Here is a 26,063-nt window from a genome sequence, read left to right on the forward strand (position 1 = left end):
GACGTTGATTAAGTGTTTGGCTTTTTTATTGAATGATTTAACCTGTCATTTTTTATAGAGTCAAAACCTATAGAACAAAAAGAAGATAGATGGTAAATTTCAGAAAATATATTTCAAGTGCGGCGGTGTTGGCTTCTGGTCTTTTCCTGGCTCAATCTACCGTTTCTACCGTTCTTTATTCTCAGAATTATGACAACCAGAAAAGCAGCTTAAATCTGCCTTCACCCGTTAGTTCGGTAGTGGAGAAGACTGTTTTGTCAGCAAAAGAACTTGTAGACATTAATGTAAACACAATGATGGCGGATCCTGTGCTGAAAAATGCAACCTGGGGATTCGTTGTGTACGATCCGAAAACGAAGAAAGTTATCTCTTCGTATAATGAAAATACTCCTTTAGTACCTGCTTCTACTACCAAATTACTGACAACGGAAACAGCTTTAAACCTGTTAGGTGAAAACTACCGTTGGATGACTCAGCTGGAATATTCAGGCACTATAGATGAAAACGGAGTTTTAAATGGAAATCTTTATGTCATAGGCAGTGGTGACCCTTCTTTAGGAACAAACAAAGCGGGCGCATCCTCTTACAGAGACATTATTTCCGATTTCGTAGCAGGAGTTTCAAGAGAGGGAATCAAAAAGGTAAATGGTGATATTATCATTCAGACAGCGCTTTTCAAAGGCAATATTTCAATGCTTCCGGAAAATGTTGTATGGCTTGAGAACAATAATTATTATCTGCCTGCAGGAACAACTCAGGGAATTAACCCGGCGAACGAAAAACTGATCGTTAAAAAAGGAGGTTTCTCTGCAGAAAAGAAATTTTTCTATGTTTCCCCTTACGCTCATCAGATGGTATATGCAGAAAAGTATGACGGAAACGGTGTGCTGACAACCAAACTTCCTGACGCTCCTGCTTATCTTGCCAATTCTTTCAGAACAACACTGGTAAAAAGCGGAATTCCTGTTACCGGAAAAGTAACTCCAAAAATGACAGATGCAGCACCGGAAAACAGAAAAATGCTTTCAGCTTATAAGTCCCCTACATTAAACGATATTATTTATTACACCAATCAGCACAGTGATAATTCATTGGCCGAGGCCCTGTTGAGAACAGTAGGATATCAGAAAATGGGTGATCAGACTTCGGAATCAGGAAGAATTGTTGTGACAAACCACTTAAGAGAGGCAGGTTTTGATATGAATGGTCTTAGTTATATTGATGGAAGCGGACTTTCAAGAAGTAATAATGTAACGCCAATTTCCCAGGTAAAATTTCTGACGTCTCTGATGGATCAGAAATATTATAATGCTTATCTGACATCTTTACCAGTCGGCGGACAATCAGGAACCTTGAAAAGAATGTTTAATTTGGGAGGTAACGGACAGGTTTTTGCAAAAACCGGAACGTTGAATAAAGTAAAAACACTGGCTGGATATCTTAAGACAAATTCCGGAAGAACTCTGGTTTTCTCTTTAATGGTAAACAATTATGCCGGGTCAGTAGATATGGTGAAGAAAAGAATGGAAAAAATTCTTGAACCCGCATTAGATCTTTAAAAATATTTTATTTTATATATTATAACAGCCTTTTAATCATTGATTAAAAGGTTTTTTTTATATTTGATTAAATATTTCTAAGCATGACAAAATTGTACCTTTTGGTGTTGGGATTTTTATTTTCTCAGCAGTTCTATAGCCAGAAGCATGAGCAAAATACTAATATGAAAGGATTGATCGAAAAAGAGAAAAAATCTTTCACTCAGAAAATGAATATCGGGAACACCAATCCCAATACTCTGAATTACGATTTACAATACCAGAGAATGGATGTCAGCCTGGATCCTGCAGTGTATAATATTTCCGGTTCGGTAACTTCACATTTCAAACCTACGCAGAGTATGGGAAGTATTTATTTTGATCTTTCCAATTCATTAACGGTTTCTCAGGTGAAATACCATGGCACCAATATCACAAGTTTTCAACAGCTTCCTTCACAAGAACTGAAGATTGATTTTCCAGCGTCTATTCCTGCCAATACACTGGATTCCCTTACTATTTATTATGCAGGAGCTCCTTCTACAGGTAATGATGCTTTCAAAACAGCTTTTCAGAGCGGAACTCCTGTGCTTTCTACTTTAAATGAGCCTTACGGTGCGCAGGATTGGTTTCCTACCAAGCAGAGTTTGAATGATAAAATTGAAAGATTTGATTTTAAAATTACCACTCCATCCAATTACAGTGTAGCAGCCAATGGAAAGCTGATGTCTGAAACTTTTCCCACGGGAAATACCAAACTTACTTTCTGGAGAACAATGTATCCTACACCGGCCTACCTGATCGCCCTTTCGATCACCAATTTTGTGAAACTTACTGATACTATTGGAAATCCTCCTTTCCCTTTTATCAATTATATTTATCCGTCCACGAACTCAAATGCTACCAGTGTAGCCAATATTAACTGGACAAAGCAGGTGATGAATACTTTTGAAACCTATTTTGGAACTTATCCTTTCCGTAATGAAAAGTATGGGCATATGGAATTTATGTATGGAGGAGGAATGGAGCATCAGACCATGTCTTCCATGGGGGGCTGGAGCAAGCAGCTTATTGCCCACGAGCTTACCCATCAGTGGTTTGGTGACAAAGTAACCTGTGGTGCATGGAATGATATCTGGCTGAATGAAGGCTTTGCAACATTTGGAGAACATGTTGCCAATGAAAAACTATTGATGAGCAATACAGAATTTCTGAATTACTTACAGGGGCAGTCCAATTATATAACATCAAGCACAACCGGAAGCGTTTATGTACCGGATAATGGGCTTTCCAGCATCAACAGAATATTTGACAGCAGATTGTCCTATTCAAAAGGAGGTTATGTGTTGAGAATGCTGAAATGGATTTTGGGAGATGCAACTTTTTATCAGGCACTCAAGGATTATCATGCCAGACCGAATCTTGCTTATAGCTATGCACGTACAGCAGATTTCAATACTTCTTTACAGCAGTCAACGGGAACAGACTTTACAGAGTTTTTCAATGACTGGATATATGGAGAGGGATATCCTACTTATACTATAAAATGGATGCAGAGCGGTAATCAGGCTTTATTTAAAGTTTCACAGACACAAAGCAGTCCTACAGTAAGCTTTTTCGAAATGCCTTTACCGGTTAAAGTGACAGGAACTTCAGGGCAGACAGCTTATCTGGTTCTTAATAATACCTCCAATAATCAATACTTTCTTCAATCGGTAACATTCCCGATCGCCAGTGTTCAGTTTAATTACGAATACCAGATTATTGAAAAAAACTCAACCGTCACTCAGGATAATACGCTAAGTGTTTCATCGGTTGAGAAGGAAAGCTTTGGTTTATATCCGAATCCTGCAAAAAATGAAATTTATCTGAAAGGAATTAACAGAACTGTAGATTTCACAATCCATGCTATAGACGGTAAACTGGTAGGAAAAGGAACGTATCAGCCAGGTAAATCGATTGGAATTGCAGAATTGGTTCCGGGAGCCTATTTCATTACGGTTGATGAAAAAAATATTAAGTTTATTAAGCATTAAATGACGGGAAGTAAACTATGAAGGGTTACTTTCTGGATTTATTTAAATAGAATATAATATAATAAATAGTATAATTAAATATACAAATAGGTATTTGCAGAGAAACTGGCGGTAGCTATTTAAGGATTGACTTAGCCAATATTTAAAATTCAATATTGGAAAATATATTGAAGTAATTATTACCTTAATACATTAAAACGCCTTCCAAAATGAAAGGCGTTTTGTGTTTTTTTGTACAATAAGATTTTCCATGAATGAATATGATATAAACTATTTGGTTTGGTCTTCCCATTCAAAGTTTTTTTCAACTCCCATCCGGATTGTTGCTATTTTTCCAGTGCTTCCGCTAACCTTGCTATTACTTAAATAGTTGGTAGTGGCATTATCTTTAAGCATTATATAATCTTTCATATTTGCTTTAGCAAAGCCAGGAAAATCAGGATTATAATCTACTTTTGAGCGATCATCAAGGTCAATTTTTACAGCTTTCCATAAATCAAAATCTTTTCCGTCAACTCTGACATCTAAAATTGCACCAGGCAGCCCAAAAAACTTAAACGGACCAACAGAATAAGGAATTTCTTTTGTAAAATAAGCCGTTATAGAAGAACCTCGAAAATTAGCAGTTGCTTTTGTACATTCGTAACCAAGAATTTTTCTAGTAGATTCCTTTTCAATTTTCCAGTTTATTTGGGGAACTTTATCATATACAAAATAGTAATCCTCTGCATTATCTCTAACAAATGATGTGAAAAAGAAATTTCTATCTTTTGTTGCCTTATCAATAGTAGAAATAAAATAAAAATCTTGAGTTTTTTTATTTTTATTAAAGCTAGGATCAGTCCACATAATATTACCATCTTGTTTTGATATAACCTTTGTACCATTAGTGTAAAGGTCCTCATACACATTGGCTATTGGAGATCTGACATTAAGATATTGTATATGGATCTGTTTTTGTGCTGATATGCTTCCAAAAAATAAAAGAGAAAAGAAGAAAAGAAATTTGTTCATTTTAAATTCTTTGATAATTCATAAGAGTTAATTAATATCGTTGCTTAGCCCTTGCGGCTTAACATTATATCCCTTTTCTCTTAAATCGGCAATTACTCCAGCCTGATAAGCCATACAGGCGTTTAATGTAGGTTGGTCTGATGAGTTATAATATGTTACCATAACTCCGCATAATTGAAATGCGACTTTAGCGACTTTTTTTTCAACTTTGGCTTCCACTTTACCGTTTGCACTCATAAGCCCAGCAACGCATATAGTTGCTAATAAAATTGCTTTTTTCATTGTAGTTTTCTTTAGAAATTAGTTTTTAATTGAATTGATCAAATCAAAAAGATAAAATAAATTCAATATACTGGAAAATATTTTTTTATGTTAAATTAATCAAATATCAACTGAATCTGAATAATTTTCAGATTTGAAAGCTTCTTTGTTTTCTGGCAGCTCTGGCTCCTCTCTGTCTGGCCAGCCTGACTTTATAGGAAAACCACCTTTCTTTGAATATTTTACGCATCAGATTGTCAAAATGTCTGGTGATCACAAGATTTTTAAAACCACGCCATTTTTCGAGAGAACTTGAAGGAAGTGCTCTCACTGATATTGAATATCCTTCTGTATCATATTGAATATAATGCCACCATCCGGAAGGAATATAAAGCGTTTCACCGGGATGAATAATAGCTTCATAGCCATTTAAGTAGAGCAGAGCCGGATACTTTCTGTAATCTGGATTTTTAATTTGAGCCAGACTATGGAAATTGTAGGGCAGTTTATACATGAAATCAGACTGCTCCCAAGGAAAGAGCCAAATTCTTTTGACTCCCTTGAATTGTGTGATAAAAACGTGCGACATGTCAATGTCAATATGATTTCTGGTTACAGAGCCCTCTCCTCCGAAAAACATAAAAGGAAGCCATTTCAGTATTTTACCATTTGTCACATCATTGTAGATAATATCGTTTTTAAGCTCAGGCTTTATTTTTAACAGATTAAATAAAAAAAGTCTGTGTTCGGTTGGAGCTGACTGGATCAGGTCAAGATACTCTGAAAATGTAGATTGTGCTATAGGATCACTTGCCACTCTGTCCAGGGAATCCAACTCGCTGCCATAAATATTGACCATATGATCACCGGCAATTTCTTTAAAATAGCTGTAATTCCATTTTTTAAAGGCTGGGCTTTCCGGATGTACAAAATCTTCAATAATAATTGGAATTCTCGGCTTCATGTGGTTATTAATAAAGGTCTCTGAACTTATTTTCTTTATTTTTTGTACCGGCTTTAATCTCATATATTCAAATTTTAAGCAAATATAAATATTATCCTACTAAATTAGTAGACTAATAATGTTAAAACTGAAAGTCAAATTGTTTTTTTAGAATTAAACGCATAAAAGGTTTTATTTTACTGCCTTTTTAGTAAATTAGCACATCTAAAAAATTACTAAAATGATCTCTGAAAAATACCTTCAACATTTACAGAATGAACTTCAGAATATTGAGAATGACGGACTTTACAAAAGGGAAAGAATCATCACTTCTCAACAAAGTGCAGAAATAGAGGCTAACGGAAAAAAGCTGTTAAACTTCTGTGCGAATAATTATCTGGGATTATCCAATCATCCGGAAGTGATGAAAGCTTCTCAGGATATGATTCAGTCTCATGGATATGGAATGTCATCTGTACGTTTTATTTGTGGAACACAGGATATTCACAAAGAACTGGAGAAGAAAATAGCAGATTTCTTGGGTCTAGAAGATACAATCCTTTATGCGGCAGCATTTGATGCCAACGGAGGTGTTTTTGAACCTTTATTTACAGAAGAGGATGCTATTATTTCAGATGAATTGAATCATGCATCAATCATTGATGGTGTTCGTCTTTGTAAGGCTGCGAGATACAGATATAAAAACAATAACATGGAGGATCTGGAAGCTCAGCTGATAGCTGCTTCTGAAAAGAACCACCGTTTTAAAATCATCGTAACAGACGGAGTATTCTCAATGGACGGAATTGTTGCAGATCTGAAAGGAGTTTGTGACCTTGCCGATAAATATGATGCATTGGTCATGGTAGATGATTCTCATGCAACAGGTTTCATTGGAAAAACCGGCCGCGGAACTCATGAAGCCAATGAAGTAATGGGTAGAGTAGATATCATCACTTCTACCTTAGGAAAAGCTCTGGGAGGAGCTTTGGGCGGATTTACATCTGGTAAGAAAGAGATCATCGATATGCTGAGACAACGCTCAAGACCATATTTGTTCTCAAACTCTTTAGCACCTGGAATCGTAGGAGCTGCTTTGAAAGTATTAGATATGATTACTGATGATACTTCCCTTCGCGATAAAGTAATGGAAAATGCAGAGTACTTCAGAACAGAAATGAAAGCAAAAGGCTTTGATATTCCTGAAGGAGATGCTGCTATTGTTCCGGTAATGCTTTATGATGCACCGCTTTCTCAGAAAATGGCTGAAAAGCTTATGGATGAGGGAATCTATGTGATCGGTTTCTTCTATCCTGTGGTACCGAAAGGAAAAGCGAGAATCAGAGTACAACTGTCTGCTGCCCATACCAAAGAACACCTGGATAAAGCGATTGCTGCTTTTGAAAAAGTGGGAAGAGAATTAGGAGTCATCTCTTAATCATTGAATGGGTCACAACAATGAAAATATAGTGTTCGGCTCGGGGCAGCTTTGCTGCCCGAGCCGAACTGTTTTTTTATATAAATCCGTTTTTGATTGGATTTTCCTGATCAAAAGAAATTTATTTTTAACAATTATATAATAAGCTTATCTTTGCTGTTAATTTTTTCTGAATGCTTTATACAATAATCAAAGCGCTGCACATTATCTTCATGGTAAGCTATTTTGCGGGGATTTTTTATCTCGTAAGGATTTTCGTTTACTACAAAGACACTGATGAATTTCCTGAAGAAAAAAAGAAAATTCTGAGAGAGCAGTATACCTTTATGGCCAGAAGACTGTGGAATATTATCACTGTTCCTGCAGGGGTAATCATGGCGGTATGTGGGCTGGTTATGATCTTTTTAAATCCGGGACTGATGAAAATGGGGTGGTTTCATTTGAAACTTACCTTCCTTATCGGACTGGCGGTCTACCATTACTGGTGCTGGAAAAAAGTCCTTCAGCTAAAGCTATTATACGGAAATACCCTGCCTATTGCCAATATCAAATTGAGACAGGCAAATGAGATTGCAACCTTCATTCTGTTTCTGGTGGTATTTACAGTTATTCTAAAATCTATGGTGATCGAATACTGGTGGCAATTAATTACAGGATTTTTCGTTCTTGTATTGCTGATCATGATGACGGTAAAACTGGTTAATAAAAATAAAAAAAACAAATAATTGTGGAGTAGGACGTATATCTGAATACATCATCCTTTCTATATCTTACAAAAAACTATGATTGCAATTTTAAAGAAAGAACTTTGGAGTTACTTTGGAAACTGGAGTGCATGGGTGATCATTGCTGCTTTCAGTTTGATCGCAACCCTTTTCCTGTTCTTTTTCGACAACGATTCTAATATTTTTGAGATCGGAATGGCCTCACTGCAGAGCTATTTTGTACTGGTTCCATGGCTGTTGATGTTTATCATCCCGGCTCTTTCCATGAAAACATTTGCAGAAGAACAGCAGACCGGAACATTAAACTGGCTTTTTTCACAGCCTTTAAAGGTTTCAGAACTGGTCACTGGAAAATTCCTTTCCGTATGGATTGTCGGAATTTTATGCCTTATCCCTTCATTAATTTACCTCTATACAGTATATGTGCTGGGAGTTCCTGCAGGAAACATTGACCTTGGAATGACCTTCGGAAGCTATCTTGGGCTTATCATGTTAATTGCAGCTTTTTCAGCAGTGGGAATCTTAGCTTCTTCATTATCTCAGAACCAGATTATGGCTTATTTATTGGGCGTTTTCATGTGCTTTATCATGTATTTTGGAATCGAACAGCTGGCAAGTTATAAACTATTGGGAGGAGCAGATTTTATCCTTCAGAATATTGGCTTTTATCAGCATTTTTTAGGTTTCACAAGAGGTCTTATTGATTGTAAAGATGTAGCTTATTTTATCCTTATCATTGGAGCTTCATTAGTATTGTCCAATCATTTTATTAACAAAAAGAAGTAGAATCATGAAGAAGATCAATGCTAAATCCCCCCTTGGAATTTTCTTAATTGCAATTGTTCCTTTGGTTATTATCCTGACCTATTCGGGAATAAGGTTAGATTTAACGAAAGAAAAAAGATATACACTTTCTGATAACACCATCAAAGTGCTGGAGTCTGTAAAAAAGCCCCTGACTGTTGAAGTGTATCTAGAAGGAGATTTTCCGGCAAGTTTCAAGCAGCTTCAGAGTGAAACGAAATTCATGCTGGAAGAGTTCAGAAAAATTAATCCGAAGATTGATTTTAAATTCATCGATCCGATCAAAACAAAAATGTCCCAGGATACCCTGATGGCTATGGGAATGCAGCCATCTATCCTTCCCGATGTAAAGGATGGAAAGATCTCGCAGATCACGCTTTTCCCTTATGCTGTGATCAAATATGGGAATGATGGAGTTTCTATACCGTTGGTAGTACAGCAGGCAGGAATTGATGCTGATCAGCAGCTGACAAAATCTATTGAAGGATTGGAATATAATCTTGTGTCCAATATCAAAAATATCGCGGCCACGAAGAAAAAGAAAATCGGAATTTTGGTGAACCATGATGAATTGGATGCTGATGAATTTCAGGGGTTTGTACAGCTGGCAATGGAAAATTATGATGTAGGACCAATTATTCCTGAAAACCAGACTGAGCTTTCACTGGCAGATGTTCCGTTACTGAAGCAGATGAGTGCCCTGGTGATCGCAAAACCCAGAAAAGCTTTTACAGATAATGAAAAAGTAATTCTTGACCAGTACATTATGAACGGTGGAAAGACACTTTGGATGATTGATGCAGTAAATGCTGAAATGGATACCTTAACGAGATCCAAAAAAGTAATGCCTTTCCCGGTTGATATCAATATGACCGACTTCTTTTTTAACTACGGCGTAAGGATTAATCCTGCTTTGGTAAAGGATGTTAAAAAGTTTGCATTATTAAGACTGGTGACAGGGGAAGTGGGTGGAAATCCTCAGTACACAAGCTTACCATGGCCTTATTATCCACTTGGAATTGCGGAAAATAATAATCCCATCACCAAAAATATCAACCCTGTGAAATTTGAATTTCCGACCTCCATCGATACATTGGGAGGAAGAAAGAATATCAAAACAAAAGTTCTTTTCGAATCCAGTGAAAGAACACTGCTGAAGCAGGTCCCAAATTATGTGGATCTGAAAGAAATCGCCAGTGTAGACAGTCTTGGCCAAATGGAAAAGCCAAGTACTCCGAAGATCTTTGCCGTAGCTTTGGAAGGAAAATTCAATTCTGCGTATGCATCGAGAATTGAAAGAAAAGCTTATCCCGGATTTAAAACCACAAGTCCTGAAAATAAAATGATCGTTATTGCTGACGGAGATGTAGGAAGAAATAAAGTAATTAAAGGAAAACCGCTTCCATTAGGAGTAGATCTTTTGACGAATGAACAGTTTGGAAACGAACAGTTCCTCAGAAATGCTTTGGATTATCTATTGGATGACAGCAATCTGATGGAGCTTAGAAATAGGAATATTGAAGAAAGACTTCTTGACAGGCAAAGAATTACTGAAGAAAAATCCACCTGGCAGTGGCTGAACTTACTGCTTCCGCTGGTGATTATCGGTCTTATCGGAGGATTGTTCTTCTGGTTAAGGAAAAAGAAATTTGGATAAAAAAATAAAACTGTCGGAAAAATCTTCCGGCAGTTTTTGTTAATATTAAACCTTTTCTTATCGGAATTAATTCAGCTTAATGCTCCTGATGAATAGCTTAATCACCAGAAGGAGGAAGTGGGTCGGCAGAATTTTTTTGTAATCACCTTCCTCTGATCTTACCTTATTTCCTTTATACGTAGTTTTTCCTATAAGTATTTCTTTTTGATCAGGCTGTACAAAATATGGGAAAACAGAATATGGCGTCCAATTACTTTTGCCTGATCAAAAAGTTGAGTTTACTTCGAGTAATAATTTTTTAAGGTAAGTATTTATAAAAGTAGAGGTTATTTCTGATAAGCTTGTTTTGGAAGTAATGTGGCGGTTTTATAATAGCTGATATCAGTGGATATACGTTCCTGAAGGTCCTGGAAAGTGTCATAGTCATATTGGGTCCAGTTTTCTTCATTTTCAGGATCAGAGGTCTTGTCTATAGCCAGTTCCAGTTTTCCGTCTTCCTGATAGCTGCATTCTATTGCTGCATATTTTTCACCATTTTCATCATGGGTATACCAGCATTTTATTGTTCTTTCAAGTTGGGGTTTGTGGGTTTCATTATCAATGACCTGGGAGCAGATGAAGTTTTCAGGGTCGTCCGTATGGAAAACGGTTTTGGAAATTAAGGGAAGGTCATCTACGGATAAGGAATACAGTTTATTGGTAGAAATAATAAAGCTGTCAGTGGTTTCTTTTTTTTCGATATCAAAAAAATCTGATTTTTCTTTAAGATAATCGACTACTTGTGTTTCGTCTTCATCTTCACTTAAAAAATAATTGATGTTGTAAACACTGTCTTCATTGATAAATTCAATTTCTTTTAAAAAATCAGAATCTTCCTCATAATAATACAGATGATATTCGTTCAGCTTCGCAGCATTACTTTTGGAAATGATCTCTCCAAAAATGTTTTTGTACACTTTTCTCATTTTTAATCATGTTAGTTTAGTTTCATCTATTAGTTAAGTGGTATTGCAAAGATAAGTTTTCTTTTTATCTTAATCCGAAACAAAAAGTAGTATTTATTTCGTAAGTATTTTATATATCCTTTATAAAATCCTCATATTCATAGTAAAACCTTTCAAAACCGTCCATTTTGTCCACAAAGAATTCAAAAATTTCCTGCCATGTATTTTTATTAAAAATGGAAACTTGATGTTTTTCTACCCATATTCTGCTGATAATCTTGCCATTCTCAAGAGTGAAATATTCTTCTTTCTGAAAATCTCCAACGAAATCCCTTAAAATATCCTCCAGAGACCAGATCTTTTCATAGTACGCATTTCTGAAGATTTCATCTTTCATTTCGATATCCAGAGAAACTTCTGCTTTCTTATTATCGGCAGAGAATTTAAATGCCATATCTTTAATCTTAGTGTCATAAAGAATCCATTTTCTGGGAAATGATTTTCCGAAAGCTGTCCAAAATTCTTTTTTTAGTTGTTGTGCCTCTTGTTTACTGAACATATGGCAAACATAATGATTTAATGGGAGAAAGGCAAAAATGTGGTATTGAAAACCGTAAAATTACGGATATACAGAACAACCAAAATCGTATGAAAAAATCATGAAACCACAGTCTGTCTTTTCAGTGGCCTGTCTTTCTCCTTATTTACGATTTCTATTTTCTGTCTTTTTTCAAATGTTAAACAATTTTCTTATTTTTGCTGTAATGCTTTCAAAAAAATCTCAATATGCGTTTAAGGCGCTTTCATATCTTGTAGAAAAAAGAAATGAAGGCCCGATTCTTATTTCTGAAATAGCGGAACATAAAAAGATTCCTTTAAAGTTTTTGGAAAATATCCTTCTTGAGCTGAAAAAAGCGGAAATCCTTGACAGTAAAAAAGGAAAGGGTGGAGGATACTTTTTTAAAGAAAATCCTGAAAATGTGAAACTGGCAAAAATTATTCGTCTGGTAAACGGACCTATTGCCATGCTTCCCTGTGTAAGTCTGAATTTCTATGAAAAATGTGAAGACTGTAATGAAGATCACTGCGGACTTCATGATGTGCTGATAGAGGTTCGGGATGCTTCACTGAATATTCTGGAAAGTAAAACTTTAATGGATCTGGTCGACTGATCGGGTCCTTTTTTTTGAATTAATAGTCTACTTATTTTGTAGAATAAATATTTTTATCAGATATTTGCACTACTTCAAATGAATAAATTATGATTTCAAAAGAAGAGAAAGACCAATCACAAAATCTTAACTCACCTCTTGCAACAGTACAACCTGTATATATACACGGGAAAAAAATTATGCATCTAAGGACAGGAAGCAGGCAATGGCTAAATGTTCTTTTTGTCACTCATACTGATAGTGAAAGACTATGGACTAAAACTGTTTTGTGATATGGTGATTTCAAGAAAAATTCAGGTAAGACTTAATGTCCTTGTTGTAACGGTTGCAATTATATCCGTTGCTGTTTTTTCAATGTATGAACTGGGGTATCTGGAAGAGCTGCAGAACATTCTGGCAAAAGACAATTATATTTTTTACTGGATGCTTCTGGTAGGAGTTTTTGCTGAAATTGTTGCCGGATCTATGGGAATGGGTTATGGGGTGATCTGTACTACGACATTGATGTTACTGAATATTCCGCCGCATATTGTCAGTGCAAGTATTCACTCAGCAGAAAGTTTTACCACAGCAGCAGGAAGCCTCAGTCATATTAAACTGAAAAATGTAAGTAAAAGTCTGGTCAAAAAACTGGCAATTCCAGCTGTTATCGGAGCTATCATCGGAGCAGTATGCCTCACTTATCTTGGTGAATATTATGCGAAGATTACCAAAACATTGATTGCTTTTTATACATTATATCTCGGATACCAGATTCTTTCTAATGCATTTAAAGAAAAACAGAGTAAAGCTTTAAAAAGAAAAACCAATCTGATCAGACTGGGGGTGATTGGTGGCTTTATAGATTCTTTTGCAGGAGGAGGCTGGGGACCTTTGGTGACCGGAACACTGATTAAAAATGCATTTACTCCAAGATTTGCGGTAGGCAGCTCTACCGTAGCCAAATTTATCCTTACCATTACTGCTGCCGTTACTTTCTTTTTTACTCTGGGAATTCAGCACTGGAATATTATTCTCGGTCTTTTGATCGGGGGGATTGTTACCGCTCCTTTCTCTGCAATGCTTACCGCTAAGCTTCCCGTGAAGAAAATGTTTGTGATTATCGGGACTTTGGTGATTGTAATGAGTTCTATAACTATTTATAAATCAGTTTTTAATTAAAAATTATGTTTGGTGTGGAAAAATAAAGGGTTTAAAAAGATATTTGATTTTGAAAATATTTTACTTTTACATCACTAAATATTAGAACATGAATTTACATATCATCGCACTTTTTAAGTTTAATGAAAATTATCTGATGGATGCTGTAGAGCTTTTTCAGAAGCTTGTGAAAGAAACAAGAAAAGAAGAAGGCTGCCTGCAGTATGATCTTATTGAAGATAAAGATAATAAAGGAACTTTTTTCCTGATCGAGCTTTGGGAAAGCGTTGATCACCACAACAGGCATAACGGCCAGGATCACCTGTTAGATTTCCGTCAAGATGCTTCCAAAATCATGGAAAGCTCAGCACAGGTTTATAAAGGATTTAAAATATATTAATACTGAAGATTTAGAGATTTAAGAATCTAAAAACTTAAAGATTTTCTCAATTTCAATAAAAAGTAAAAGGCGGTTTCAACAATCTGAAACCGCCTTTTTATTAGAAAAAATAGAAAGTATTAAAATAAATATTTATTGTATGATAAGCTTTTTCGTCTCCGAATAGCCACCATAAGTAATTTTGACAAGATAATTTCCTGAAGGAAGTGTTGAAAGGTTCAGTTCCTGCTTATAGAATCCTGCCTGATTGGTAAGTTCTGCAGAATATACTTTTTTTCCGGTAAGATCATAAACTTCTGCATTTCCTTTGTTACCTGTCTTTTCTTTAACATCAAAAAGAACCGTCACTTTTTTATCGGCTGCTGCCGGATTAGGATATATACCGAAAGAAGCCTTTTTTCCGATTTCAGTAATGCCCAATGTCTCAGTAATCTTTTTGTATTTGAAATACATATTTCCCGTTGTAGCCCCACCGTTTGCAGTGAAGTACATTCTGTAGTAGTCGTTTCCTTTTTTGACATAGTACACCACATCATTTTTTACGGTTCCGATCCCTTTCCATGAATGTCCCACAGTCGTAATCGCTGATGAGAAACTTGCATTGGCGGGAACTGTATAAGCCACTGTTTCCTGTGTTTCAGGCTGTACCATTGCTACTTTAACGTTCGGATTCTGAATGGCACCGGAAAGTGGATACATCTGTACCCCCATATAGAAGGTATAATATTTGGTAAATACGAAGTCCCAGGCAGATCTGGAAGGTTCCATATCAGGAACTTTAGCCCCGGTATCAAAAGAAAAATAATTGAAATAAGTATCATCTGTTCCGTTGGCGATGGTTCTTGTTTCTGTAGGTCCCCATGATGTGCCGTTCCATTTTGAATATCTGAAAGTATATCCTGCAAATGCATCTTCAATAGCAAATTTAACATAGGCTCCGGAAGCATACTTTAAAACAAAAATAGCTTTGCCCTGAATGTGATGGTTCACGGGGTTGTAAACTCCCCATCCAGTCGAAGGAATATTAGGGTTGGAGGATATCACAGGACCCTGTTCGAAGGCACCCTGGCTCCAGTCAGTCGTCTGATCAGGATTGTAAAGTGGAGCTCCCCATGAAGATTCGTTGCTGATGCTGATATTATCCCAATCTGCTAAATTGGTTGAAGCTGCGAATACTTCAATATCTTTTGCATCATTGATCCTGGATCCGAATGCATAGTTTGAATTTCTATAAAAAGCAATATCCCACGTATTGGCTGGCTGAGAAACCATATTACCATCTGCAAGGTTCACAAATACGCGGTTCTGATACCCACTTCCCATTGTCATATTTACCTGCGTGTATCCCAATGCATCAGTCTGTGCCAAAACAGTCTGCTGAACAGACATTGCCAGTACTGAAGCCAATAATAGTTTTGTTTTCATAATTTATTTTTAAATTCCTTATTTAGAATGGTTCCACAAAAATATATATTTATTTTTAATAAGTCTAAATAAAAACATGATTTTTGTCGTGTTTCAATATTTGTTATGATGATGAACAGGAAAAACCGCTATAAAAAAGCCGGCAGGAATAACCCTGCCGGCTTTAAAAAGATAGAATAGTCTGATTAACCTTATCTCTTGATGAATTTTGTCTGAATTGTTTTTCCCTCAGAGGTTTCAATGTTCATATAATATACTCCGGTTTTAAGAGTGCTGATTCCAAATCGGTGTCCGTCTGGTCTTCCTTCTGCAATTTTTTGGCCTGAAGAAGAATAAATACGGATATTTTTAAGATCTTTTTTTGAAATGAATTCCAATGCGGTCTGATCAGAGTTTAATGCAAATCTTAAGTTTTCTGTCGCTTTATTGTTGTCATGTACTCCTAAAGAAGCGGTGGTGTTATATACGACGTTGTCAATTTGTAAAGCAGTGTGAGCTATTGTCGGAGTGAATTTGAAAACAATGTAAGTAGCAGCAGATGCCGGCACAGGAATGGAATAAGTTTGTACCGTTTCACTGGTCAGAGAAATAGGATTGCTTATAGATACGAAAGTCGTCATATCTGCAGGGTTTGATGCAAGCCCCACTTCCAGGGTTCCGTTACCGTTGGTCCCTGTGCTTTTTGCAGCGGCAAAAGATAAGGTCTTGTTACCTGTAGGGGCCACAATTTGTGGAGTGATAAGATACGATGGAGCAGTTGAATTATTTCCGGAATAGGCCTGTACCACTTTATTCGCTGTACTGGTGACGATCATCAATGGAGCAGGTGGAAAAGGCATTGGATTGGGAGCTAAGACTGCTGACCATCCGCTTTGGGGAAAGGTGTTGTTTCCTGCGGTAAAGTTGTCAAAGTTTTCATCAATAGTATTCAGCTGTGCATTCATACCGATTGCTGTGAACATTAAACCTCCAATAAGTAATCTTAATTTCATAATTTTTATTTTTATTTAGAATTATTCCACAAAAATATACATTTATTTTTAATGAGTCTAAATAAAGTTTTATATTTGCTGAAAATTTTTCTCAATAGTTATGAAGAAGAAAGTGATTACCGTTTTGTCACTGTCCATTACTTTTTGGATGAATGCACAACAAAAAGATTCTTTGAATAAAAATAATATTGACGAAGTTGTCATAACAGGTCAGTATATGCAGCAGTCTATCAATAAATCAATATACAAAGTAGAAGTAATTGATGCGCAGCAAATCAAAAATATGGCGGTAACCAATGTTGCTGAGGTTTTAAATCAAAATCTGAATATTTTAATAGAGCCCAATAGAGGTTCCGGGAATTCCAATGCCAATATTATGGGATTGAGCGGAGCTTATACTAAAATTCTGATTGATAATATTCCTGTTGTAAGTGATGAAGGGATGGGTAATCTGGTGGATCTTACTAAGATTAACGTTAATAATATTGAACGTATTGAAGTGGTAAAAGGATCCATGGGAGTTGAATATGGTAATAATGCTGTAGCAGGTGTCATTAATATCATCACAAAGAAAAGCTATGGTAAAAAAGTTTCGATTCTGGCTTCTTTACAGGAAGAAACTGTCAATAAGGATTATGACTGGTTTAAAAAAGGAAACGGCCGTCATATACAGTCATTGAATATAGGATATAAAATCAATGATAAATGGTCTGTCTCTGCAGATATTAACCATAATGATTTTCAGGGATATAAAGGAGATCTTCAGGGGTATAAATACTTTAATGAAAGCAATGACGGTTTACGCGGGTATGACTGGCAACCCAAAGATCAGATTACAACCAACGGAGTAATACGCTACAATAAAAACAATACAAGTTTTTACTATAAAATGAATTTTCTGTCTGAGAAAATCAATTACTACAATCCGTTGGTAAATGAACTTTATCTGGGAGGAGGCAACAGAACATATACAACACAAGATATCGACTATAATACAAAAAGATGGATTCATCAATTCAATATCCAGACTAAAATAGGAAGAATCAATTATAATGGGGATTTCTCTTATCAGACTCAGGAAAGAAAGTCGCAACATTATATGTACGATGTACCGGGCAGGAAGGAATTGTCAAGAGATGAAAACCTGACTTTCTATCAATCAGATGTACTTTATTCCAGAGGAATGTTCAGTAATTTTTTGAACAGTGAAAAAATCAATTTTCAGTTAGGATATGAGTTGGACAGGACAAAAGGTTTTGCCAGTGCCAGTACATTTGAGAGTAATAATAACGGAAAGGATATCGAACGCACAATATTCAATTATGCCAATTTCTTATCTGCTGAATGGAATATTAACAATTGGTTTTCCCTGCGTCCGGGTATAAGACTGGCTTTAAGTGATAAATTTGACTCTCAGTATAATTATTCAACGACTTTGAGGTTTAAAACTACCGAAAAATCTGATATCCGTTTGGTATTTGGTTCTGCAAACAGATTCCCTACTTATGATGAATTATACACCTTTGTGGTAGATAATAACCACGATATCAGAGGAAATGAAAACCTGAAGCCTGAGACAGGATATTCCGCCTCTTTATTCTGGGATTATGCCATGACCAATTCAAATGACTGGAAGTTTAATTTCAGTGCTTCCGGGATGTTTTTAGATGTAAAAAACAGAATTGAAAGTGTCATTGTCAATAACAGTCCTTTACAAATCACGTATTTAAATGTTGATAATTATAAATCTGTATTGTTTGGAGGGGGAATCAATGTAAGAAAAGGTGATCTTTCTTTAAATGCAGGCGTTTCAGTGTTAGGTATTTCTCAGGTTCTTAATACCGGAAATATTGTTTCTCCGGATGATTATAATTTTTATGCTGAAGCTAATCTGGCAGCTAATTATACGCTGCCTTATACGAAAACGTTATTTGCTCTTTATTACAAATATACAGGGTCACAGAAACGCTATACACATCAGACAAACCTGCAGGACCCGAAAGATCCGGGACAATATGTGCTTGGAGAAATTGGGGATTATCATATGATGAACTTCACGGTAAGCCAGCCTTTCTTTAAAAATCATTTTGAAATCAGCGCAGGGATAAAAAATATTTTTGACGTAACCTCAGTCAGAAATACAATACAGGCGGGCAACAGCCATAATGCTGCTGCGAACCAACAGAATCTGTTCTATGGCAGAAGCTATTTTGCCAGATTAAATTATAATTTTTAAAGGATTAGAAATGAAAAAAATAGTATTCATTCTTTTAATAGGAAGCTCTTTTATATCTCAGTCATGCATTAATGATAATGATGATGCCATTATGGTAGCCCCGTCTGATGGAGCTGTTGTTAATCCAAATGTGGGAGGTGCAACTCAGCCCAATCAGGTTTGGATCGATTTAGGGACCAATACGGAAGCCGTCACTACAAGAACAGATTGGGATTTTGCATTTTATACAGGAAATTCTTTTAAAGTAGTTTTGAATTCTTCTATTATGATGGCTGCAGGCAAAATACCTAATGCAACCCATATAGACCTGGTAACAGATGCAAGCGTTGCAGCATTGAAAGATGAAATTCAGGTTGCAAACTTCAATCCTGCCAACGAGACTTATATCGATGATGTAAAAGGTAACTTTCCTTCAGGATATACAGCTATCGACGAAATTAAGGCTAATGATTCCGAAAATGCAGTTTACCTGGTGAATATGGGAAAAAAGATCTTTACAGGGAACGTTCCTTCAGGATCTGTTACTACAGGAGGGGACAGCAGAGGATGGATGAAAGTACAGGTGGTGAGAGCCGGAGCCAGCTATAAAATAAAATATGCTGAGCTTAATGCAACAGACCATAAAGAATTAATCATAACCAAAAACACTTCCTATAACTATAATTTTGTCAGTCTGGGCAAAAATAGTGAAGTAACGATACAGCCGGAAAAGAAGAAATGGGACCTGTGTTTCACTGTATTTACCAATTTGATTACAGGTGCTGGAAGTTATATCTATGCTGATTTCGTTCTTACGAATAACGTCGGCGGAGTAGGCGCTTATGAAGTGAAAGTAACTTCAGGATCAGGTGTGGAAGCTTATAATAACTTTAAAGCTTCAGATGTCGATCCTTCAAAGTTTGTCTATAATGATCAGAGAGCAATTGGAGGAAACTGGAGAAATCCGGTGGGTACCAATGGGCTTGAAGTATATGGCGACCGATTCTATATTATCAAAGATGCTGAAGGATATTACTTTAAATTGAGATTTACAAGATTAACCAGCACATCAGGAGAGCGCGGAAGACCTCAATTTGAATACAAACCTCTATAAATAAAATAATCAAATAATAGTATATCATGAAAAAATTCATTCTTGCAGCTTCTGTTCTTGTCGCAGTGTATTCTTGCAAAAAAACAGAAGGAGCCACAAAAGAAAATACAACAGAAGTTGCCTCTGAAATACCAAAAACAAACAATAAAATAGTAACATTAAGCGGAGGAATCACAGAAATCGTATCTGCTTTAGGCCATGAAAAAGAAATCGTAGGAACGGATGTTACCAGTACATATCCGGCAAGCTTGAAAGCAACGGCCAAAGATCTTGGACATGTAAGATCAATGACCATTGAGCCGATCATGGCTGTCAATCCTACTTTGATTCTTGCATCTGATAAAGATATCAATCCTGAATTATTAGGGAAAATCAAATCTTCAGGAATTAAAACTGAAATTTTCAAGCAGGAGTACACCGTTGAAGGAACTAAAAAACTGATTGAGGCCGTAGCAAAAGCTGTCGGGAATACATATTACCAGAAATTAACCGATAAGATTGATACGGATTTGAAACAGGTGCAACCTATTGCTAAAAAGCCAAAAGTATTGTTCATATATGCCAGAGGAAATATGCTGATGGTTAGCGGTAAAAATACGCCAATGGCCTCATTGATCACCCTTGCAGGCGGAGAAAATGCCGTAACCGATTTTGAAGATTTTAAACCATTGACGCCGGAAGCCGTTGTAAAAGCTAATCCTGATGTATTGTTCTTCTTTGAAACTGGCCTTCAGGGAGCAGGAGGGAATGAAGGTGCCCTTAAAATGCCGGGAGTATCACAAACCAATGCCGGTAAAAATAAGAAGATCATCGCAATGGACGGAGGTTTAGTATCAGGTTTCGGACCGAGACTGGGAGAAGCAGCAGTAGCATTAAACAAACTTTTAATTGAAAACACAAAGTAAACTATACTTTTATCTTATTATAAGTGCAGTACTGCTTGCCATTATAGCAGTGCTGTCACTTAACATCGGAGTATATGATTTCGGAGAGAGTTCTGCGTTCACAATACTGTGGAAATATATAAAAGGAGACCCGGGCCTGTCTTTAAGTGATCAATATGTGATCTGGGATGTAAGGGCTGCCAGGATCGTTATGGCCATTTTAATAGGAGGTATGCTTTCTGTTTCGGGAACCAGCCTTCAGGGACTTTTTAAGAATCCGCTGGCGACAGGGGATTTAATAGGACTTACATCAGGAGCGACTCTGCTGGCGGCCATTGCAATTGTTTTGGGAGGACATTTTAAAGAATATCTCCCTGAAGCCGTACAGTTCTCGCTGGTAGGAATCTCGGCGTTTGTAGGATCTTTTTTATCCATGATGCTGGTCTATAAAATTTCGACAAGCGGAGGAAAGACCAATGTAGTCATGATGCTGCTTACCGGGGTGGCAATAACAGCAATCGGTTTCTCTATTACAGGATTTCTGATTTATATCTCAAAAGATGAGCAGCTTAGAGATTTAACCTTTTGGAATCTGGGAAGCCTGGCTGCCGCCACATGGACGAAGAATATTATCCTGGCCGTTGTAATGACCATAGCTTACATCATTTTATTACCCAAAGGAAAAGCTCTGAATGCTATGATGCTGGGTGAAAAAGATGCACAGCATCTGGGAATCAATGTGGAAAAACTGAAAAAGCAGATCATTATTACCGTTGCTTTAATGGTGGGAACCTGTGTCGCATTCTCAGGAACAATTGGTTTTGTGGGGCTTATTGTACCTTATATTTTAAGACTTTTATTCAAATCCAATAATACTTTTATCCTGCCTTTATCAGCAATGTGTGGAAGTATTCTGCTGCTTACAGCAGACACTTTCAGCAGAAGTATTGTAGCTCCGTCTGAACTTCCGATCGGGATTCTGACAGCGCTGATGGGAGGTCCTATTTTTATTGCTATTTTGGTTAAATTTAAAAAATCACTGTAATGATCAAGGCACACCAGATTAATTATAAACATAAAGAATTCCGTATTCTGGATGGGATAGATGTCTCCCTGGAATATGGCGAATTTTTAGCCATTGTAGGTCCTAACGGAGCAGGAAAGTCAAGTCTTTTGAGTGTTTTGGCAGATGAAGTGAAATCCGGGAAGCAGAAAGTATTATTTAAGAATAAACCTATTCAGGAATGGAAGGTGAAAGAGCTTTCAAAACATAAAGCAAAATTTTCACAACATAACAGCAATGATATTCCGCTTGAAGTAAAGGATGTGGTGATGATGGGAAGGTATCCTTATTTTGATGCCCAGCCCGGAAGAGAAGACCTTGAAGCCATGAACAGTATGCTTTATGAAACTGATATTTTTCATCTGAAAGACAGGGATTATAATTCTTTATCCGGAGGAGAGAAACAACGGGTACACCTGTCAAGAGTAATGGCCCAGTTACAGAATGAAATTGCCCATAAACTGATTTTTCTGGATGAACCGCTGAATAATTTAGACATCAGACATCAGTATAAAGCATTGGAAATCATTAAAAATTTTACAAAAAAAGCCAACAGTGCCATTGTTGTTTTGCATGATCTGAATCTCGCGGCCCAGTTTGCAGATAAGATTTTATTGATGAAATCAGGAAGAGTTTCCGCATATGGAACCCCACAGGAAGTTTTTACAGCTGAAAATATCAGTAAAGCCTACAACTTTCCGTGTACCATCTGCGGACACCCTATTACCAATAACCCAATGATCATTTTTGGATAACCATGGAAAAAGAAGAACTCAAAATCCTGGCGCAGAATCTTGCCAATCCACAGGGAGAAAAAGGAATCGAGATTGGCGAAATGATGAATGCCACTAACATCAGCATGACGTTAGAAAGTATTAAAAAACTAGTGATAGAAGATGACCAGCATATCCTTGAAATAGGACACGGAAATGCCGGACATCTGAAAAGTATAATGAATCTTGCCCAAAACCTCAGGTATACAGGGATTGATATTTCTGAGACCATGCATCATGAAGCCCAAAAACTCAATAAAGAATTTGAAAGTCAGGCAGATTTTGTATGGTATGAAGGAAAGAAACTTCCTTTTCAGGACAGAACTTTCGATAAAATATTTACAGTCAATACCGTGTATTTCTGGGAAAATCCGGAAGCATTTTTAAATGAGATTTACAGGGTTTTAAAAGATGAAGGAACGTTTGTTCTTACGTTCGGACAAAGAGAGTTCATGGAAAAACTGCCATTCACAGAATACGATTTCACTTTGTACAGCAACGGTGAAATGGAAGAACTGATCTCTAAAAGCCATTTTAAAAGAATGAAAATTTCTGAAAAAGAAGAAGAAATAAAAAGTAAAACAGGAAACGAAACCATACGAAGAATGTATACAATTTTAACCATAAAAAAATAAAATAATGAGCACATTAGTTAATGATTTAAAGGAAAAATGGGAAGCTCTGAAGGTGGAAAATCCACATATCAGAATAAGAAATGCAGCTGCACAGTTAGACGTAAGTGAAGCGGAATTATTAGTGACCGGCATAGGTGAAGGTGTAACAGTGCTGAACCCTGATTTCCAGGGAATCCTTACGGAAGCCGGGCAGCTTGGAAAAGTCATGGCGCTTACCCGTAACGATGAGTGTGTTCATGAAAGAAAAGGAACCTATCTGAATGGTGATTTCAGCAGTCCACATGCACAGCTTTTTGTGGGGGAAGATATCGATCTAAGAATCTTCCTTAACCATTGGAAATTTGCTTTTGCAGTAGTGGAAGGAGATAAGAAAAGCCTTCAGTTTTTCGGAAAAGATGGATTAGCACTTCATAAGATTTATCTGACTAAAGACAGTAATGAAAATGCTTTTGATGCTATCGTTGAAAAATACAAGTCAGAAGATCAGAACCAGCCATTCGTTTTTGAAGCAGTAGCGCCTAAGCAGGCAGAAAAAGCAGATTCAGAAATTGATGTGGAAGGTTTCAAAAAGGCATGGACAGAACTGAAAGACACCCATGATTTCTTCATGATGACCAGAAAATACGGAGTAAGCAGAACTCAGGCATTAAGATTGGCTCCGGAAGGATTTGCCAGAAAAATTGATAATGCTAAAGTGGTCAACGTCCTTGAAGATGCTTCCGAAACCAACACTCCAATCATGATTTTTGTTGGAAACAGAGGAATTATTCAGATCCACACAGGAAATGTAAAGAAAACACTTTGGCATCAGCAATGGTTCAATGTAATGGATCCTGATTTTAACCTGCACCTTGATGTAACGAAGATCGCAGAAGCCTGGATTGTTAAAAAACCAACTGAAGATGGGGAAGTGACGGCTATCGAGGTATTCAACAGTGAAGGAGACTTTATCGTTCAGTTCTTTGGAAAAAGAAAACCGGGAATCCCAGAGCTGCAGGAATGGAAAGACCTTGTAGCAGCATTAGAGAAATAATAATTAGATGATTTGAATGAGACCGTTTTGTTTGTAAGATTCAAAGCGGTCTTTTTTATGGCAAATGATCTGCAAGTGCCGGAATATTTGTGTAATTTGTGATTAAAATATTAAAAAATAAAATGAAAAATATTTTCATAGCAATATTGATGGCCGGTTTCTGTTCATTGAAGGCACAGGACTTTAAGGCATATCAGTTTTATGATAAAAAAGGGAAGGAGATCAAGACAGATAAACTGGTGAGAGAACTGGCAGGCTATGACATCGTCTTTTTTGGTGAAAATCATAACAGCTCCATCAACCACTGGCTTCAGCTTAAAATTACAGAAGCTCTGTTTGCAAAAAAGAACGGTCAGCTTATATTAGGGGCTGAGATGTTTGAAAGAGACAATCAGTCTCAGCTGGATCAGTATCTAAGTGGAAAATTTGATGCCAGAACATTTAAAGATTCTGCCCGTTTATGGAATAACTATGCGACAGATTACAAACCTTTGGTGGATTTTGCCAAAAATAAAAAGCTGAAGTTTATCGCCACGAATATTCCAAGAAGATATGCTTCCCAAACTGCCAAAGAAGGGCTTGAATCCCTGAATAAATTAAGCGAAAAAGAGAAAACCTATATTGCGCAGCTGCCCATCAATGTTACATTGGATACTCCTGGATATCCTGAAATGAAAAAAATGATGGGTGATCATGCGGAAGGTACAAAAGTGATGAATTTTATCTCAGCTCAGGCTACAAAAGACGCCACAATGGCGGAATCTATCCTGAAGAATTTTCATTCAGGAAAAACATTTATCCATTATAACGGAAACTATCACAGCAAAGAATTCGGAGGAATCTATTGGTATATCAAACAGAAAAACCCTGATCTGAAAATGGCGGTCATCTCTGTTTTTGAATCTGATGATCCAGAACTGAAAGTGCCTTCCAAAGAGTATATCCCGACAGACTTCAATCTGATAATCCCAGGAGATATGACAAAGACTTTTTAAACTTTCAACAGTTAGACTGAAAAATATTCAATAGGAACGGGCTTTAGCCCGTTTATTTTTTACACCAGATTCCATTGGCTTTAGCCTAAACCATAATTATTGAATACTGTTTCATCATTTTTATTCTACAATTTTTACCTTTGTTATACATTTAAAAAAACATGAAGAAACTTTCCGTACTGCTGATCTTTTTTATTGGATTTTTCAACGCCCAGAAACTTACTTCCCATGAGCTTTCTATCATTAATCAGGGAGATGTGAATGCCGCTTTACCAATCTATCAGACTACTGATTCCAATCAGCATAAAACATTGCTGAGCATTTCTTCAGAAGCAGATCCTCTTGATCCGAATACGGCTGTTCTGGTAAAAAGAATGAAAGAATCTCTGCTGTCCACAGATGGCGGAGTAGGAATTGCTGCTCCTCAGGTGGGAATCAACAGAAAGATTATTTGGGTACAGCGTTTTGATAAAGAAGGAACCCCGTTGGAATACTTTATCAACCCGGTGATTGTTTGGCGTTCCGATCTGCAGAATCTTGGCCCTGAAGGTGATCTTTCCATTCCTGATTTCAGAGATCAGTTCTACAGAAGCAAAGTCATCCAACTGGAATATGTGGATCTGAAAGGACAGAAATATTCGGAAATTGTAGAGGGTTTCACTGCAGTTATTTTTCAGCATGAAATTGACCACCTTTTCGGAATTCTGATTTCCGATAAAAAGGAAAAAGAAAAAAACGATTCTTATAAAAAGGTAGATGCCTATCAGAAAAGTGACGTAAATAAAGACAGGAGGTAATGATGAATGATGAATTATAAGTGATGAGTTATGAATGCTGAATGATGAGAAAGTTGTTGTAAGGT

General features: G+C 36.7%; 25 protein-coding genes. 18 read left to right on the top strand and 7 right to left on the bottom strand.

Annotated elements, in window-relative coordinates; genetic code table 11:
* Nucleotides 1–89 precede the first annotated feature (89 nt).
* Both dacB and AC3FI7_RS23495 read left to right on the top strand, forming a co-directional pair.
* Nucleotides 90–1,559: a D-alanyl-D-alanine carboxypeptidase/D-alanyl-D-alanine endopeptidase gene (dacB, locus tag AC3FI7_RS23490; protein WP_343657651.1), complete on the top strand. Its 1,470-nt coding sequence runs from the start codon at nucleotides 90–92 to the stop codon at nucleotides 1,557–1,559.
* Nucleotides 1,560–1,642: 83 nt separating this feature from the next.
* Nucleotides 1,643–3,574: a M1 family metallopeptidase gene (locus AC3FI7_RS23495; RefSeq protein WP_491461049.1), complete on the top strand. Its 1,932-nt coding sequence runs from the start codon at nucleotides 1,643–1,645 to the stop codon at nucleotides 3,572–3,574.
* Between the two features lie 270 nt (nucleotides 3,575–3,844).
* Here AC3FI7_RS23495 and AC3FI7_RS23500 read toward each other — a convergent pair whose 3' ends face one another.
* The 3 genes from AC3FI7_RS23500 to AC3FI7_RS23510 all read right to left on the bottom strand — a co-directional run bounded on the left by AC3FI7_RS23500 (nucleotide 3,845) and on the right by AC3FI7_RS23510 (nucleotide 5,876).
* Nucleotides 3,845–4,588: a GLPGLI family protein gene (locus AC3FI7_RS23500; RefSeq protein ID WP_491461050.1), complete on the bottom strand. Its 744-nt coding sequence runs from the start codon at nucleotides 4,586–4,588 to the stop codon at nucleotides 3,845–3,847.
* 27 nt (nucleotides 4,589–4,615) lie between these two features.
* Nucleotides 4,616–4,870 carry a hypothetical protein gene (locus tag AC3FI7_RS23505; RefSeq protein WP_491461051.1) on the bottom strand — a complete coding sequence of 85 codons (255 nt, stop codon included), beginning with the start codon at nucleotides 4,868–4,870 and terminating at the stop codon, nucleotides 4,616–4,618.
* A 127-nt stretch (nucleotides 4,871–4,997) separates the two neighbouring features.
* Entirely contained in the window at nucleotides 4,998–5,876 is an 879-nt protein-coding gene (locus AC3FI7_RS23510; RefSeq protein WP_491461052.1) for a cupin-like domain-containing protein, read from the bottom strand.
* A gap of 157 nt (nucleotides 5,877–6,033) precedes the next feature.
* On the opposite strand from AC3FI7_RS23510, the gene kbl reads away from it, so the two are divergent.
* The 4 genes from kbl to gldG all read left to right on the top strand — a co-directional run bounded on the left by kbl (nucleotide 6,034) and on the right by gldG (nucleotide 10,416).
* The gene (kbl, locus tag AC3FI7_RS23515) at nucleotides 6,034–7,230 is read left to right on the top strand and encodes a glycine C-acetyltransferase (protein ID WP_142725577.1); all 1,197 of its coding nucleotides are present in this window, start codon (nucleotides 6,034–6,036) and stop codon (nucleotides 7,228–7,230) included.
* Between the two features lie 173 nt (nucleotides 7,231–7,403).
* Nucleotides 7,404–7,955, top strand: coding sequence for a CopD family protein (locus AC3FI7_RS23520; RefSeq protein WP_142725578.1), 552 nt, complete (start codon nucleotides 7,404–7,406; stop codon nucleotides 7,953–7,955).
* Nucleotides 7,956–8,012: 57 nt separating this feature from the next.
* Nucleotides 8,013–8,741 (top strand): ABC transporter permease, encoded by a 729-nt coding sequence (locus tag AC3FI7_RS23525; protein WP_142725579.1) that lies wholly within the window; start codon nucleotides 8,013–8,015, stop codon nucleotides 8,739–8,741.
* 4 nt (nucleotides 8,742–8,745) lie between these two features.
* A complete protein-coding gene (gene gldG / locus AC3FI7_RS23530; protein WP_343657654.1) occupies nucleotides 8,746–10,416 on the top strand; it encodes a gliding motility-associated ABC transporter substrate-binding protein GldG in 1,671 nt (556 codons plus the stop codon).
* Nucleotides 10,417–10,742: 326 nt separating this feature from the next.
* Here the strand turns inward: gldG and AC3FI7_RS23535 are convergent, their stop codons facing one another.
* Nucleotides 10,743–11,381 (bottom strand): hypothetical protein, encoded by a 639-nt coding sequence (locus AC3FI7_RS23535; protein WP_142725581.1) that lies wholly within the window; start codon nucleotides 11,379–11,381, stop codon nucleotides 10,743–10,745.
* Between the two features lie 109 nt (nucleotides 11,382–11,490).
* Entirely contained in the window at nucleotides 11,491–11,919 is a 429-nt protein-coding gene (locus tag AC3FI7_RS23540) for a DUF4268 domain-containing protein (protein WP_142725582.1), read from the bottom strand.
* A 205-nt stretch (nucleotides 11,920–12,124) separates the two neighbouring features.
* On the opposite strand from AC3FI7_RS23540, the gene AC3FI7_RS23545 reads away from it, so the two are divergent.
* The 3 genes from AC3FI7_RS23545 to AC3FI7_RS23555 all read left to right on the top strand — a co-directional run bounded on the left by AC3FI7_RS23545 (nucleotide 12,125) and on the right by AC3FI7_RS23555 (nucleotide 14,072).
* Nucleotides 12,125–12,532, top strand: coding sequence for an RrF2 family transcriptional regulator (locus AC3FI7_RS23545; protein ID WP_142725583.1), 408 nt, complete (start codon nucleotides 12,125–12,127; stop codon nucleotides 12,530–12,532).
* Nucleotides 12,533–12,754: 222 nt separating this feature from the next.
* On the top strand, nucleotides 12,755–13,693 hold the full coding sequence (locus tag AC3FI7_RS23550) for a sulfite exporter TauE/SafE family protein (RefSeq protein WP_491461053.1): 939 nt from the start codon (nucleotides 12,755–12,757) through the stop codon (nucleotides 13,691–13,693).
* Between the two features lie 88 nt (nucleotides 13,694–13,781).
* Nucleotides 13,782–14,072: a putative quinol monooxygenase gene (locus AC3FI7_RS23555; RefSeq protein ID WP_142725584.1), complete on the top strand. Its 291-nt coding sequence runs from the start codon at nucleotides 13,782–13,784 to the stop codon at nucleotides 14,070–14,072.
* 132 nt (nucleotides 14,073–14,204) lie between these two features.
* Here AC3FI7_RS23555 and AC3FI7_RS23560 read toward each other — a convergent pair whose 3' ends face one another.
* Nucleotides 14,205–15,497: a T9SS type A sorting domain-containing protein gene (locus tag AC3FI7_RS23560; protein ID WP_491461054.1), complete on the bottom strand. Its 1,293-nt coding sequence runs from the start codon at nucleotides 15,495–15,497 to the stop codon at nucleotides 14,205–14,207.
* Nucleotides 15,498–15,688: 191 nt separating this feature from the next.
* Nucleotides 15,689–16,489 (bottom strand): T9SS-dependent choice-of-anchor J family protein, encoded by an 801-nt coding sequence (locus AC3FI7_RS23565; protein WP_343657658.1) that lies wholly within the window; start codon nucleotides 16,487–16,489, stop codon nucleotides 15,689–15,691.
* A gap of 100 nt (nucleotides 16,490–16,589) precedes the next feature.
* Between AC3FI7_RS23565 and AC3FI7_RS23570 the strand changes: the two genes are divergently transcribed.
* The 9 genes from AC3FI7_RS23570 (at nucleotide 16,590) to AC3FI7_RS23610 (ending at nucleotide 25,998) form a co-directional block, all read left to right on the top strand.
* Nucleotides 16,590–18,725 carry a TonB-dependent receptor plug domain-containing protein gene (locus tag AC3FI7_RS23570; protein WP_343657659.1) on the top strand — a complete coding sequence of 712 codons (2,136 nt, stop codon included), beginning with the start codon at nucleotides 16,590–16,592 and terminating at the stop codon, nucleotides 18,723–18,725.
* Between the two features lie 10 nt (nucleotides 18,726–18,735).
* Nucleotides 18,736–19,818 carry an HmuY family protein gene (locus tag AC3FI7_RS23575; RefSeq protein ID WP_142725588.1) on the top strand — a complete coding sequence of 361 codons (1,083 nt, stop codon included), beginning with the start codon at nucleotides 18,736–18,738 and terminating at the stop codon, nucleotides 19,816–19,818.
* 26 nt (nucleotides 19,819–19,844) lie between these two features.
* On the top strand, nucleotides 19,845–20,723 hold the full coding sequence (locus tag AC3FI7_RS23580) for a heme/hemin ABC transporter substrate-binding protein (RefSeq protein ID WP_491461055.1): 879 nt from the start codon (nucleotides 19,845–19,847) through the stop codon (nucleotides 20,721–20,723).
* Nucleotides 20,707–21,747 (top strand): FecCD family ABC transporter permease, encoded by a 1,041-nt coding sequence (locus AC3FI7_RS23585; protein ID WP_491461056.1) that lies wholly within the window; start codon nucleotides 20,707–20,709, stop codon nucleotides 21,745–21,747. The genes AC3FI7_RS23580 and AC3FI7_RS23585 overlap by 17 nt, the downstream gene beginning before the upstream one ends.
* Nucleotides 21,747–22,520: a heme ABC transporter ATP-binding protein gene (locus AC3FI7_RS23590; protein WP_343657660.1), complete on the top strand. Its 774-nt coding sequence runs from the start codon at nucleotides 21,747–21,749 to the stop codon at nucleotides 22,518–22,520. The genes AC3FI7_RS23585 and AC3FI7_RS23590 overlap by 1 nt, the downstream gene beginning before the upstream one ends.
* 2 nt (nucleotides 22,521–22,522) lie before the next feature.
* A complete protein-coding gene (locus AC3FI7_RS23595; RefSeq protein ID WP_142725592.1) occupies nucleotides 22,523–23,173 on the top strand; it encodes a class I SAM-dependent methyltransferase in 651 nt (216 codons plus the stop codon).
* 4 nt (nucleotides 23,174–23,177) lie between these two features.
* Nucleotides 23,178–24,206 (top strand): hemin-degrading factor, encoded by a 1,029-nt coding sequence (locus tag AC3FI7_RS23600; protein WP_142725593.1) that lies wholly within the window; start codon nucleotides 23,178–23,180, stop codon nucleotides 24,204–24,206.
* Nucleotides 24,207–24,328: 122 nt separating this feature from the next.
* A complete protein-coding gene (locus tag AC3FI7_RS23605; RefSeq protein ID WP_142725594.1) occupies nucleotides 24,329–25,201 on the top strand; it encodes a ChaN family lipoprotein in 873 nt (290 codons plus the stop codon).
* Between the two features lie 161 nt (nucleotides 25,202–25,362).
* Complete coding sequence (locus tag AC3FI7_RS23610) at nucleotides 25,363–25,998, top strand: peptide deformylase (RefSeq protein ID WP_142725595.1); 636 nt, start codon at nucleotides 25,363–25,365, stop codon at nucleotides 25,996–25,998.
* Nucleotides 25,999–26,063 lie beyond the last annotated feature (65 nt).

It is taken from the genome of Chryseobacterium sp. TQ-BC-N36 (assembly GCF_058382295.1).

What these genes read in the sequence shown, in the direction of transcription:
- AC3FI7_RS23555 (WP_142725584.1), top strand. Translation starts at nt 13,782, where the DNA reads ATGAATTTACATATCATCGCACTTTTTAAGTTTAATGAAAATTATCTG.
- AC3FI7_RS23580 (WP_491461055.1), top strand. Translation starts at nt 19,845, where the DNA reads ATGAAAAAATTCATTCTTGCAGCTTCTGTTCTTGTCGCAGTGTATTCT.
- AC3FI7_RS23605 (WP_142725594.1), top strand. Translation starts at nt 24,329, where the DNA reads ATGAAAAATATTTTCATAGCAATATTGATGGCCGGTTTCTGTTCATTG.
- AC3FI7_RS23540 (WP_142725582.1), bottom strand. Translation starts at nt 11,919, where the DNA reads ATGTTCAGTAAACAAGAGGCACAACAACTAAAAAAAGAATTTTGGACA.
- AC3FI7_RS23525 (WP_142725579.1), top strand. Translation starts at nt 8,013, where the DNA reads ATGATTGCAATTTTAAAGAAAGAACTTTGGAGTTACTTTGGAAACTGG.
- AC3FI7_RS23505 (WP_491461051.1), bottom strand. Translation starts at nt 4,870, where the DNA reads ATGAAAAAAGCAATTTTATTAGCAACTATATGCGTTGCTGGGCTTATG.
- dacB (WP_343657651.1), top strand. Translation starts at nt 90, where the DNA reads ATGGTAAATTTCAGAAAATATATTTCAAGTGCGGCGGTGTTGGCTTCT.
- AC3FI7_RS23590 (WP_343657660.1), top strand. Translation starts at nt 21,747, where the DNA reads ATGATCAAGGCACACCAGATTAATTATAAACATAAAGAATTCCGTATT.
- AC3FI7_RS23560 (WP_491461054.1), bottom strand. Translation starts at nt 15,497, where the DNA reads ATGAAAACAAAACTATTATTGGCTTCAGTACTGGCAATGTCTGTTCAG.
- AC3FI7_RS23545 (WP_142725583.1), top strand. Translation starts at nt 12,125, where the DNA reads ATGCTTTCAAAAAAATCTCAATATGCGTTTAAGGCGCTTTCATATCTT.
- AC3FI7_RS23510 (WP_491461052.1), bottom strand. Translation starts at nt 5,876, where the DNA reads ATGAGATTAAAGCCGGTACAAAAAATAAAGAAAATAAGTTCAGAGACC.
- AC3FI7_RS23575 (WP_142725588.1), top strand. Translation starts at nt 18,736, where the DNA reads ATGAAAAAAATAGTATTCATTCTTTTAATAGGAAGCTCTTTTATATCT.
- AC3FI7_RS23520 (WP_142725578.1), top strand. Translation starts at nt 7,404, where the DNA reads ATGCTTTATACAATAATCAAAGCGCTGCACATTATCTTCATGGTAAGC.
- AC3FI7_RS23570 (WP_343657659.1), top strand. Translation starts at nt 16,590, where the DNA reads ATGAAGAAGAAAGTGATTACCGTTTTGTCACTGTCCATTACTTTTTGG.
- AC3FI7_RS23495 (WP_491461049.1), top strand. Translation starts at nt 1,643, where the DNA reads ATGACAAAATTGTACCTTTTGGTGTTGGGATTTTTATTTTCTCAGCAG.
- AC3FI7_RS23600 (WP_142725593.1), top strand. Translation starts at nt 23,178, where the DNA reads ATGAGCACATTAGTTAATGATTTAAAGGAAAAATGGGAAGCTCTGAAG.
- AC3FI7_RS23565 (WP_343657658.1), bottom strand. Translation starts at nt 16,489, where the DNA reads ATGAAATTAAGATTACTTATTGGAGGTTTAATGTTCACAGCAATCGGT.
- AC3FI7_RS23595 (WP_142725592.1), top strand. Translation starts at nt 22,523, where the DNA reads ATGGAAAAAGAAGAACTCAAAATCCTGGCGCAGAATCTTGCCAATCCA.
- gldG (WP_343657654.1), top strand. Translation starts at nt 8,746, where the DNA reads ATGAAGAAGATCAATGCTAAATCCCCCCTTGGAATTTTCTTAATTGCA.
- kbl (WP_142725577.1), top strand. Translation starts at nt 6,034, where the DNA reads ATGATCTCTGAAAAATACCTTCAACATTTACAGAATGAACTTCAGAAT.
- AC3FI7_RS23535 (WP_142725581.1), bottom strand. Translation starts at nt 11,381, where the DNA reads ATGAGAAAAGTGTACAAAAACATTTTTGGAGAGATCATTTCCAAAAGT.
- AC3FI7_RS23500 (WP_491461050.1), bottom strand. Translation starts at nt 4,588, where the DNA reads ATGAACAAATTTCTTTTCTTCTTTTCTCTTTTATTTTTTGGAAGCATA.
- AC3FI7_RS23610 (WP_142725595.1), top strand. Translation starts at nt 25,363, where the DNA reads ATGAAGAAACTTTCCGTACTGCTGATCTTTTTTATTGGATTTTTCAAC.